This window comes from Pseudomonas sp. MDV22-iso1 (genome assembly GCF_058145095.1).
Map to the genome: position 1 here is coordinate 159,555 of NZ_JBYVMF010000015.1, position 10,603 is coordinate 170,157.

The window sequence follows — 10,603 nt, forward strand, 5'->3', positions numbered from 1 at the left end:
TACCGGCCATGTTGGACATGTCGCCTTTGTCCATTCCCGCCATCTTGCTGTGGTCCATACCGGCCATGCTAGTCATGTCACCGCTGTCCATGCCGGTCATCCCGGTCATGTCACTTTGGTCCATTCCCGCCATCTTGCTGTGGTCCATGCCAGCCATGCCTGACATGTCACCTTGTTTCATATCGCCACCCATACCAGCCATGCTGCCATGGTCCATGCCCGCCATACCGCCCATACCCATGTCATCCATGGTCAAAAGCGGCCGAGGATCGATCGCAGGTACCTGCGCCTTTAATCCTTCGCGAACTGCCAAGGTTCCACGTGCATAACCAGTTCTATCCATGGACTGGGCGAAAATTGTGTAAGCCTCTTCGCTGGCAGGTTCTACGATCACGTCATACGTTTCTGCCACGGCGATGCGGAATTCATCGACGCTGACTGGTTTGACATGTTGGCCGTCAGCCGCCACAACGGTCATTTTCAAACCAGGGATGCGGACGTCGAAATAGCTCATAGCTGAGCCGTTGATAAAGCGCAGGCGCAGCTTCTCGCCCGGCTTGAAAATACCGGTCCAGTTACCGTTAGGCGCCTGGCCATTCATGAGATAGGTGTAAGTATCCCCACTGACGTCTGCGAGATCAGTGGGGTTCATTTTCATTTCAGCCCACATCTTCCGGTCGGCGACGGCAGCAGACCAACCTTGCTTGCTGACGTCGTCGATAAAGTCGCCCACGGTACGTTTGTGGTGGTTGTAATAGTCCGATTGCTTCTTGAGCTTGGCCATGACGCGACTAGGATCTTCATCGGTCCAGTCAGTCAACATCACTACATAGTCGCGGTTGTATTGAAAAGGTTCAGGCTCTTTCGAGTCGATGACGATTGGACCGTAAACGCCTGCCTGCTCCTGCAAACCAGAGTGGCTGTGGTACCAGTACGTACCGTTCTGATGCACCTTGAATTTGTACTCGTACATTCCATCGGGCGCGATGCCATGGAAACTCAAACCCGGTACACCGTCCATGTTGGCGGGCAGAATGATCCCGTGCCAATGAATGGAGGTGTCTTGGTCTAGGCGGTTTTTCACACGCAGTGTGACCGTCTCGCCTTCGCGCCAGTGCAGCAAAGGTCCGGGCAACGAACCATTGATGGTCATGGCTGTGCGCGGCGAGCCAGTTATGTTTACAGGGGTTTCACCAATAAACAGTTCAAATTCGTTACCGGTGAGAACGCTCGGCAGACCAGGACTGGTCACTGCCCATACAGGAGTGCGCCACAGACCAAGGCCGCCGAGAATGCCACCAGCGGCCAGGCCTTTAACGAATGTCCGCCTAGAGGTTTTGGAATGCATGCCGTTTATGTCCGATCAGTCAAAAGGGAAGCCGTGCGAAGCAACCAATGAGTTGCTCAAACAGGTTGAAGGCACTCTCTCAGGGTTTTGTGATGAGCCCGAATGAGCTCGCTCGCCGTCACTAAAAACGAGTTCTTACGGCAAGCGAGCTCAGAAATTGCCACATTTGAACCACCACAGTGATTACATTTCTGTCAGCTTGGGAGCGCAGCAAGCTATTCAGCAATTCTTGTGGTCCATCGCTTTGGCTTGGCTTTCTGCGATGGGAGGTTGGGTGCTTTGCTTTTGGGCTACTTGATACGATTCCATTGAGTTATTCCTAGCCGCTTCCATACGTGCGAACGCCCGGTCACCACCGCCTTCAGCCATTGCCAAAGAAGAGACGGTCAGGGCTGCGATGACGAACAAAGTTTTGATGGGGTTCATTTGAATTTCCTCGGATGAGTATTGGTAATCCCCCGAATCCACATCAAGTGATGATTCTTAGGGAAGAGCTTAAGGCTCAATAGGACTATAAGGCTCATCCCCTGTCAGGAACCTTAGGTGAATATTACAGTTGTGTCAGGTTGCGATATTTCTCTTGAGGAATACGCTATTTAATCCGTAAGGTCTCGATCTTCCAGCGTCACAGCGCTTTACTGAGTATCAGTTTGAGGTGCGTAACTTGTAAGTTTCCGTTAATTTTCAAGGTGAAGACGTTTTTTTAGTTTCTACACTAGAACTGCATATGTGAACCTGGATGCACCGCGTCAACACTTAAGTGTTCGATGTTCTTGGAAAATAGTAGCGCTGCTGAGGGTGATTGAGTGTGAGTATTAATTTTGAGAAAGCGCTTGGCTCCGCAGAAAGAGCGTTAATTTATCGTAGTCAAAGAGCTGAGATCCTGAGTAACAATATCGCAAACGCTGATACGCCGAACTTCAAGGCCCGAGATTTAGATTTTTCTACTGTGCTTGCAAGCCAGACAAAAGAAACACCTGCTACTCAGTTTTCTTTGGAAACAACAAATGTAAAACACATTGCCGGAAAAGAATCAGCAAGTGATATTTATGGAGGTGGCTTGCTTTACAGCACACCGGCTCAACCTGCCATCGATCAAAATACTGTCGATCAGCAGATCGAGGTCGCAAAGTACGCAGAAAATGGAATACGTTTCGACGCCGCTTTTACTCGGTTGAATGGAGCATTCAAAGGTTTGCTCAAAGCTCTGCGAGGTGATTAGTAGCGCAGGGGCTTGCGAGCGGTAATTATGGCCGACGCGGCTGCTTCGGTACTCCCTGAGGGTTCACCAAGGGGAGCCCTTTGCATATGGGGCTCTGACCAGGGGCAGGTGTCAGCATTCAAGCGCTGATCTGGGAAGGAAAACCTAACGCCTCGACAGCTTTACGAATCTGTTCTGGGCTTTCGCTGCTTTCAACACTCACCTTACCGGCTGACCGATCCACGGAAACCGTAGCTTCGGTGTCCAGTGACTGAATCGCTTTGGTGATTTTGCTGACGCAACTGCCGCATCCAATTCCTGATACATCTAAGACGAACATGGTTATTCCTCTCGTGCTGAGCGGTCTCTTTTCACCGCACCGACAGCATCAACGTTGACATGATGGCAAGGTCAACTGTTATCTGTTTCGGGTTGTGAGCATCATTGATGGGTAATTGCACAGACTTGACCACCCGTTTGCATTTGGCCCGAGGACCTTGCGGCTCGGTGGCCAGGTCAGCCAGTTGTTAACGAGGCTATTCTGCCTACGGAGCAATATCCATCACACCCAGCATGTGTATCGAAATTAGCGAGTTTATGCTTAGGACATAATTTCGCTAATTTCCATACACCTTGCGTCGCGACCGTAGAAAACTCCTCGTTTGGCTGACAACACGAGCCCCTAAGTAACCTGGTCAGGCTAGGGTCCGAGTACACCCGCCCAAAAGAAAAACCGAAAATCAGCACCTGCCCAATCATTTAGCTGACGCCGCGTAAGCGGGTATCGATGAACCTTTCGCTTTTTTTCTAAACTCTCGACTGGCCGCAGTTGGTCGCCTTCGGCCTTTGCTGACGGACAGCTACGGGTCGTCATGAGCCTCTCAGCTTTGATGCCTGGTTGGTCAAATCCTCTGCAATCGGTGGTCAGTCAAATGCAAATGCCTGGTCAGATCGTATGCAAACGCATGGTCAAGTGCGCTGCAATTTCGCAATTGAAGCTCAGTCAATTCGGGCATTCCTCAGTCTCAATGCATTGAAAACTACAGATGCAGAACTGACGCTCATGGCTATGGCAGCGATCATTGGCGACAGGAGGTGTCCCGTCAGTGGATAGAGCAAGCCTGCGGCAAGGGGAATACCCATCGAGTTGTAAACAAAGGCGAAACCCAAGTTTTGCCGCATGTTTTTTACTGTTGCGACCGAAAGAGCCCTTGCTCGTAAAATCCCCATCAGGTCGCCTTTTACCAGCGTGAGTTGCGCGCTATTCATCGCAACGTCAGTCCCTGTCCCCATGGCAATGCCCACATCTGCTCGCGCCAGGGCCGGTGCATCGTTGATACCGTCACCAGCCATGGCAACCTTCCGGCCGTATTGCTGGAGGTCTGCGACCAGACGTTCCTTGTCCTGAGGTTTCACTTCACCGTGTACCTCTTCAATCCCCATCTCCCTGGCGACAGCCCGAGCGGTGGTGAGCCCGTCGCCAGTAGCCATGATGATTTTGATGTCATCAGCCTTGAGCTTGGTGACTGCTTCTTTGGAGGTCGGCTTAATTGGATCTGATACTGCCAGTAACCCTGCCAATACCCCGTCGACTGCGAGGTAGATGATGCTGATGCCGTCAAGACGCAACAACTCTGCACGCACCTGTAGGGGCTTGGTGTTCACGCCTGCGGCTTCCATCAACGCGGTGTTCCCTAGCTGGATCTTCTTACCATCAACGATGCCACTGACCCCGATACCTGAACCAGACTCAAAGGATTCTGGCTTGGTGAGCTTAATGTTCTCGGTTCGGGCGTGATCGACGATTGCATGAGCCAAGGGATGTTCGCTGCCCTGATCAAGGCTGGCAGCCAGCTGAAGAACATCGTGGGGATTGAAACTGGGTGTGGCCTCCACACTGTGAAACACTGGCCGTCCCTCTGTCAGGGTGCCTGTCTTATCGACAATCAGCGTGTCGATCTTGCAAAGGTTTTCGATGGCACTGGCATCCCTGAACAGCACACCCATGCTGGCTGCTTTACCCGTCGAAACCATGATCGACATCGGCGTAGCAAGACCTAGCGCACAGGGACAAGCGATGATCAGTACGGCGACAGCGTTGATCAGACCAAACACCCAACTGGGCTCAGGGCCAAAAAGCCCCCAGCCGACAAATGTCAGTATCGCAATCGCGATAACACCCATCACAAAGTAGCCAGCAATAGAGTCGGCCATTCGTTGCATTGGTGCTTTGGAGCGCTGAGCCCGAGCGACCATCTGTACGATTTGTGACAGCATGGTCTCGGAGCCGACCTTCTGCGCCTCCATTACCAAGCTGCCATGTGTATTCAGCGTGGCGCCGATCAGGCTATCTCCAGCTCTCTTCATTACCGGCACTGGCTCACCAGTGAGCATGGACTCATCCACCGCACTTTCACCCTCCAGTACTGAGCCATCAACTGGCACCTTTTCACCAGGCCTGACCCGCAGATGGTCTCCAAGGTGGACATGGGTGAGAGGAATGTCTTCTTCCTGTCCATCGGCATTGATCCGGCGTGCGGTCTTGGGCGATAGACCGAGAAGAGACTTAATGGCGGCGGAGGTTTGCGATCGGGCTTTGAGCTCAAGAATCTGCCCAAGCAAGGTGAGCGAGATGATGACCGCGGCGGCTTCGAAGTAGACACCGATACGTCCATCTTGCATGAAGGTGACGGGAAAGCTTTGGGGTAAGAGCGTTGCCATTACGCTGTAAAGGTAGGCTGCGGCGGTACCTAAACCAATCAGAGTCCACATGTTTGGACTGCGATTTCTAATAGAGGCTATGCCCCTTACAAAAAAGGGCCAACCTGCCCATAAGGTCACCGGTGTCGCCAGAGCGAGCTCGATCCAGTTTTGGATCGAGCCATGGAGGAGTTGTAACGAGTGTCCCGCCATGGCGAGCACGGTCACTATCACGGTTAATGGCAGCGACCACCAAAAGCGGCGGGCGAAATCCCGGAGTTCAGGATTTTCTTCTTCGTGGAGCGCGGGCATGACCGGCTCTAATGTCATTCCACATTTAGGGCAGTTGCCGGGTCCGGGCTGGCGTATTTCCGGGTGCATCGGACAGGTAAACTCAGTGCCTGTTTGTACCGCAGGCTCTGGAGTGATGACGCGGGACTCGGCGCTCGAAACATTACCGCTGTAGCGTTCAGGATCTGCTCGAAACTTCTCCTGGCATTTCAGGCTACAAAATTGATACGTCTGTCCCTGATAAGACTCACCAAACTTACTTGGTGAAGTGACTGCCATTCCGCACACCGGGTCACGTAGATCATCGTCATTGAGCGGAGCAGCATGGGCGTGACTGTGGTCGTGGTGGCTCGATATGGTAGGCATGGCTATTTCCCTTTTTCGTCCTTGTGGGTTGCTGCCTGATCGCCATGGCTATGTCCGCCATGTCCATGTCCAAAAAAATGCATCAATGGACAGATCAACAGAATCAGATAAGGCCAAAATGGATAAACGTGGCTGAAATGCTCCCGCAACACGTAGAAGGCACCAATCGCGATGAGCATGATTAGTACAACGCCTGTTTTGCGCCTCCAAAATGGTGCGGTGGTATTTCCATCCGGATGCTGATGGTTATTCATGATCTAAACCCCACTGTGTGAGCGTTGCTGTGATCTCTGCGACAGAGCGTAGCCGACTCGTGCCTCGAAGCGGTGTTAGCAGCCAGCTCCGGCTTACTTCAGGTCAAACGGACCAACCATCCCTGACTGATAATGCCCCGGCACGTTGCAGGCAAACTGAAGGCCTGTGCTGTTGTTGAAGGTCCAGATCAGCTCTTGGGTTGCGCCAGGCTCAATCAGGATGCTGTTCGGGTCGTTGTGCTCCATTCCGACCATCTTCATTCCACCCATGCTGTGGCTCATACCGCTCATCGTTTTCCCGGTACCGGTGGGGTTAAGCGTCCCGTTCTGGAACATGCTTGCCATTTCTTTTTGGTGTGCTGCATGAGCAGCGGCTTTGCCGATATTGAACTCGTGCAGCAGCGAACCCTCATTGCGAAGGACAAATCGAATAGTTTCACCAGGCTTTACGTCGATGCTTTCAGGTTTGAAGAAAATATCGCCCATCTCGACCTCCACCGTACGGGTAACCTCAGAGGTGACTCCAGGCTGGCCGATGTCCTCTTTCCCATGCCCTGCGCTGGCCATAGCCGTAGCACCGAAGAGTAGAGTGATTGCTGCGATGACAGGGGTAACGAGCTTAGCTTTCATGGTGACCTCGAGAGTAAGAGTGGGAGCACTGGCTATGCTAAAGACACGGAGCTGCCAGTTAACTGACCTGAACACTACATTTCTGTCAGTTTTCGAAATAAATACGGCGTCCAGATGACGCCGCATTCAACAAGACTGTTCAAAAAGCTCTTTTCAGCGAGTTGCTCACTGGTGGTTCTCTGAAAGCATCAGCTTGTGCTCACGTTGCATTTGGCTCAAAACGTCGTCGACAATTTTGTCGTGCTTTTCCATCCAGGCTACGTGCTGCTGGGGTGACATTGAGGCGTCTGGATGATCTTTATGGAGTTGGCTCATGATGTCGCCGAGCATCTTCATATGCTCGGCCATGTGGGCATGACGCTGTCCTTCAGGGGCATTTTCAGCTTGAATCAGTACGGCTTCAGCCTTGTCGCGCAGGCCTTCCATACGCTCTATCACCCGGTCTCCGCCACTTTCAGCCCATACAGAAGCTGAGACGAGTATCGAGCTCACAAAAAACAGCATTTTCAGGCGATTCATGGGGCAACTCCTTATGGAATTGTTTTCCGGCTCCCAAACGTTTCATGCTGAAGAGTCGGTCGAGCACCAGGAAGTACTCATGTTTGAACCCTAGACAGCGCTTGCTGACATCTACCTGAAGCCAATATTACTTTTCTGTCAGTTGCTGGTTGGCTGCCGGTTTTCGTTGCAGACTCCGTTTCACCATTATCTGAGAACGACCCTCATGAGACTTCTTGTCGCTGAAGACGAACCAAAAATAGGTATCTATTTGCAGCAAGGACTCACCGAGGCGGGGTTCAATGTTGATCGCTTTACTAATGGCAAAGTGGCGCTTCAGCACGCTTTGAGCGAGGCCTATGACCTGCTGATTCTCGACGTCATGATGCCTGGGCTGGATGGTTGGGAAGTGCTTCAGAAGGTTCGTGCATCGGGGAAAGACGTTCCCGTGCTCTTTCTCACGGCGCGAGACCGTGTTGAGGATCGAGTAAAAGGACTTGAACTCGGAGCAGATGATTACCTGATTAAACCCTTCGCATTTTCTGAATTGCTGGCCCGTGTCAGAACGTTGCTGCGTCGGGGTAACGGCGCTCCCTCGCAAACCTACATGAAATTGGCTGATCTGGAGGTAGACCTGCTCAAGCGTCGGGCCATTCGTGGAGGCAAGCGCATAGACCTTACGGCCAAAGAGTTTGCGTTGCTTGAGCTGTTGCTACGACGTCGAGGAGAGGTGCTGCCAAAGTCACTTATCGCCTCCCAGGTTTGGGATATGAACTTCGACAGCGATACCAACGTTATCGAGGTTGCGGTGCGCAGGCTCAGGGCGAAGATTGATGACGACTTTGAGGTCAAGCTGATCCAGACCTGCCGTGGTATGGGCTACATGCTCGACGCACCTGATTCGGAGTCGGAATGAACCGAATGTCCCTGACGACCCGCATGAGTCTGATGTTCATGCTCGCGGTAACGGCCGTGCTCACGGTCGCCGGACTCAGTTTCAATAACCTCAGCCGGCATCATTTTAAGATGCTGGATCAGCAAGCATTGAACGAAAAGCTCCACTCGACCCAGAAAATTTTGTCCGGGTTGAACAGCATCGATCAATTCAGCGAGTTTAAGCCTGAGCTGGAGGCGCTGCTGGGGGCTCACCGTGATTTGACTGCCCTGATAATCGATGGTGACGGCAAGCTGCTGCTTGCTGATCCCGGTCCGGTAGATATTCCGAAGGAGTTCCGCACAACCACAAACAACAACGTCTGGGAGTGGCGGGAGCAAGAGCAGATGTTCCGTGGCGTGACAGCACAAGCCATAGTGAAGGGGCAAGACAAGCCGTTGACAGTCATTTTAATCTTTGACGTTACTCAGCATATGTCCTTTTTCGAGACGCTTGAGCGCTGGTTTTGGATAGGGTTGGTGATCAGCGCATTGGTCAGTGCTGCACTCGGCTGGATGGTAGCAAGCAGTGGCATGCGGCCTATTCGCCAGGTCACGCGGGTCGCTGCCTCAATGTCAGCAAAATCACTCAAAGAGCGCATCCCCTTAGCACCCGTTCCCAAAGAACTTCAGCAAATGGTGCTGTCGTTTAACGCAATGTTGTCCAGGCTCGACGACGCATTTGTCCGGTTATCAAACTTTTCCGCAGACATTGCCCACGAACTACGGACCCCCGTGAGCAACTTGATGACCCACACCGAAGTGGTGCTTTCAAGAAAAAGGAATATTGAGGACTACGAAGACAACCTGTACTCAAATCTTGATGACTTGAAGCGTATGAGTCGGATGATTGATGACATGCTATTTCTGGCGAAATCTGACAATGGTCTGATCACCCACGAGAACAAACCAATAGACCTGGTGGAAGTCGTGGAGAAATTGCTTGAGTACTACCGCCTTTTGGCTGATGAGCGAGGGATTGAACTCAAGGTTTCAGGAAGAGGCAGAGTCCGAGGCGATGTCCTTATGCTCCACAGAGCCATTTCTAACCTGCTCTCTAACGCGCTTCGCTACACCTCTGAAGGGAAGACGATCAGTGTCGAAATCCTCCAGAAGGAGATGTCGGTAATGGTCGTCGTGGAGAACCACGGAGAACCCATTGCCCCCGAACATCTTGAAAAGCTTTTCGATCGTTTTTATCGCGTGGACCCAGCGCGGCGAGAAGGGAGTCCAAGCAACGCAGGGCTAGGTCTGTCGATTACCCGATCAATTATTGAGGCGCATGATGGCAAAATCTGGTGTACGTCATGTGACGGGAAAACGGCCTTTCATCTAGAGTTTCCTAGTGTTGACTTGAAGGTCAGCTGAACAACGGCGCATTTGTGATGAACGGCGATCTCTCAGCCTGCGCCCAGCGTCTACTTTCGTTATTTTTGAATGAGTGAAAACCCTAGTATCTGGGGCACGCGGTCTCGTCTTTAAGTCTCGCTACGCCCGCCAATTCGAGGCCAAACACCGCGTCAAGCTGACTGAAATGTAATCGAACAGTTTGCGTTCGTGTGGCATCGTGTTCTTGCACTGTGACGTTGGGGCCTAGTGAGTTTCTCGTGTTCAACCTGACCTAGAACACGGAAGCTACTAGCTAATCATCAGTGGTTTTAACAAGAATCGAAAAGTAAAAATTAGATATTCCCAAACAACCCTCGAATCAACAGCTCTTGCTGTGAGGAGTCTTGCATGTCATTCCTTAAAACTACGACCGTAGCTGTTGCACTTACCGCTGGTTTGCTTCTGAGTGCAGTTGCTCAAGCACATCCAAAGCTCCTTTCTTCCACTCCGGCAGAAGGCTCGAATGCGGCGGCCCCTTCGAAAATTGAACTGCACTTTTCTGAGAATCTCACCACTCAGTTTTCCGGTGCAAAACTGATCATGACCGATATGCCTGGCATGCCGAACTCCCCAATGGGTGTTAAGGCTGCCGTCGCTGGTGGCGGTGATCCGAAAACGATGGTGATTACGCCGGCAGCACCTTTGACCACCGGTACCTACAAAGTCGAATGGCGTGCTGTCTCCTCGGACACTCACCCGATCACCGGCAACTTCTCATTTAAAGTGAAATGATTTATGAGCGACTCAATAAATATTGTGGTTCGCTTTGCTCTCTATTTCGACCTGATGTTGTTATTCGGATTGGCAATATTCGGCTTGTACAGCCTCAGGGGAAAGGAAAGAGTATCGGGCACGGTCTTGAATTTTGAGTCGCTTCTTTACGGTACTTCTGTTGCGGGTGTAGCTCTATCCCTTGCTGCTATGTTGTTGCTTGCGAAAGCAATGAGCGGTGTATCGGAGCTTATGGAGCTACATCACCATATTTTTGAAATG

At 51.8% G+C, this 10,603-nt stretch carries 11 protein-coding genes and 1 pseudogene; 5 read left to right on the forward strand and 7 right to left on the reverse strand.

Going from position 1 to position 10,603, the window contains the following annotated elements:
• The coding region (locus AC3ZVB_RS18165) for a copper resistance system multicopper oxidase (RefSeq protein ID WP_490147324.1) at positions 1 to 1,348 on the reverse strand (1,348 nt) is incomplete at its 3' end.
• Between the two features lie 219 nt (positions 1,349 to 1,567).
• Positions 1,568 to 1,774, reverse strand: a complete 207-nt coding sequence (locus tag AC3ZVB_RS18170; protein ID WP_046056971.1) for a co-regulatory protein PtrA N-terminal domain-containing protein — start codon at positions 1,772 to 1,774, stop codon at positions 1,568 to 1,570.
• Positions 1,775 to 2,156: 382 nt separating this feature from the next.
• Here AC3ZVB_RS18170 and flgB point away from each other — a divergent pair, with 382 nt between their 5' ends.
• Entirely contained in the window at positions 2,157 to 2,570 is a 414-nt protein-coding gene (flgB, locus tag AC3ZVB_RS18175) for a flagellar basal body rod protein FlgB (RefSeq protein ID WP_490147325.1), read from the forward strand.
• Between the two features lie 118 nt (positions 2,571 to 2,688).
• Here the strand turns inward: flgB and AC3ZVB_RS18180 are convergent, their stop codons facing one another.
• The 5 genes from AC3ZVB_RS18180 to AC3ZVB_RS18200 form a co-directional block, all read right to left on the reverse strand.
• Positions 2,689 to 2,889 carry a heavy-metal-associated domain-containing protein gene (locus AC3ZVB_RS18180; protein WP_489388865.1) on the reverse strand — a complete coding sequence of 67 codons (201 nt, stop codon included), beginning with the start codon at positions 2,887 to 2,889 and terminating at the stop codon, positions 2,689 to 2,691.
• 659 nt (positions 2,890 to 3,548) lie between these two features.
• The gene (locus AC3ZVB_RS18185; protein ID WP_490147326.1) at positions 3,549 to 5,906 is read right to left on the reverse strand and encodes a heavy metal translocating P-type ATPase; all 2,358 of its coding nucleotides are present in this window, start codon (positions 5,904 to 5,906) and stop codon (positions 3,549 to 3,551) included.
• Between the two features lie 2 nt (positions 5,907 to 5,908).
• Positions 5,909 to 6,160, reverse strand: coding sequence for a DUF2933 domain-containing protein (locus tag AC3ZVB_RS18190; protein WP_102595275.1), 252 nt, complete (start codon positions 6,158 to 6,160; stop codon positions 5,909 to 5,911).
• 93 nt (positions 6,161 to 6,253) lie between these two features.
• The gene (locus AC3ZVB_RS18195) at positions 6,254 to 6,790 is read right to left on the reverse strand and encodes a cupredoxin domain-containing protein (protein WP_490147327.1); all 537 of its coding nucleotides are present in this window, start codon (positions 6,788 to 6,790) and stop codon (positions 6,254 to 6,256) included.
• Positions 6,791 to 6,955: 165 nt separating this feature from the next.
• Complete coding sequence (locus AC3ZVB_RS18200; RefSeq protein ID WP_490147328.1) at positions 6,956 to 7,309, reverse strand: co-regulatory protein PtrA N-terminal domain-containing protein; 354 nt, start codon at positions 7,307 to 7,309, stop codon at positions 6,956 to 6,958.
• Between the two features lie 205 nt (positions 7,310 to 7,514).
• On the opposite strand from AC3ZVB_RS18200, the gene AC3ZVB_RS18205 reads away from it, so the two are divergent.
• From AC3ZVB_RS18205 to AC3ZVB_RS18220, 4 genes and pseudogenes are all read left to right on the forward strand, one after another.
• The gene (locus tag AC3ZVB_RS18205; protein WP_490147329.1) at positions 7,515 to 8,204 is read left to right on the forward strand and encodes a heavy metal response regulator transcription factor; all 690 of its coding nucleotides are present in this window, start codon (positions 7,515 to 7,517) and stop codon (positions 8,202 to 8,204) included.
• Positions 8,201 to 9,589 carry a heavy metal sensor histidine kinase gene (locus AC3ZVB_RS18210; RefSeq protein ID WP_490147330.1) on the forward strand — a complete coding sequence of 463 codons (1,389 nt, stop codon included), beginning with the start codon at positions 8,201 to 8,203 and terminating at the stop codon, positions 9,587 to 9,589. Before AC3ZVB_RS18205 ends, AC3ZVB_RS18210 begins: the two co-directional genes overlap by 4 nt.
• Positions 9,590 to 9,958: 369 nt before the next feature.
• On the forward strand, positions 9,959 to 10,342 hold the full coding sequence (copC, locus tag AC3ZVB_RS18215) for a copper homeostasis periplasmic binding protein CopC (RefSeq protein ID WP_019821291.1): 384 nt from the start codon (positions 9,959 to 9,961) through the stop codon (positions 10,340 to 10,342).
• 3 nt (positions 10,343 to 10,345) lie between these two features.
• Positions 10,346 to 10,603, forward strand: a pseudogene (locus AC3ZVB_RS18220) (copper homeostasis membrane protein CopD); the annotation flags it as partial.

Coding starts and splice junctions, on each gene's coding strand:
- AC3ZVB_RS18170 (WP_046056971.1), bottom strand. CDS start 1,774: ATGAACCCCATCAAAACTTTGTTCGTCATCGCAGCCCTGACCGTCTCT.
- AC3ZVB_RS18180 (WP_489388865.1), bottom strand. CDS start 2,889: ATGTTCGTCTTAGATGTATCAGGAATTGGATGCGGCAGTTGCGTCAGC.
- AC3ZVB_RS18185 (WP_490147326.1), bottom strand. CDS start 5,906: ATGCCTACCATATCGAGCCACCACGACCACAGTCACGCCCATGCTGCT.
- AC3ZVB_RS18190 (WP_102595275.1), bottom strand. CDS start 6,160: ATGAATAACCATCAGCATCCGGATGGAAATACCACCGCACCATTTTGG.
- AC3ZVB_RS18195 (WP_490147327.1), bottom strand. CDS start 6,790: ATGAAAGCTAAGCTCGTTACCCCTGTCATCGCAGCAATCACTCTACTC.
- AC3ZVB_RS18200 (WP_490147328.1), bottom strand. CDS start 7,309: ATGAATCGCCTGAAAATGCTGTTTTTTGTGAGCTCGATACTCGTCTCA.
- AC3ZVB_RS18205 (WP_490147329.1), top strand. CDS start 7,515: ATGAGACTTCTTGTCGCTGAAGACGAACCAAAAATAGGTATCTATTTG.
- AC3ZVB_RS18210 (WP_490147330.1), top strand. CDS start 8,201: ATGAACCGAATGTCCCTGACGACCCGCATGAGTCTGATGTTCATGCTC.
- copC (WP_019821291.1), top strand. CDS start 9,959: ATGTCATTCCTTAAAACTACGACCGTAGCTGTTGCACTTACCGCTGGT.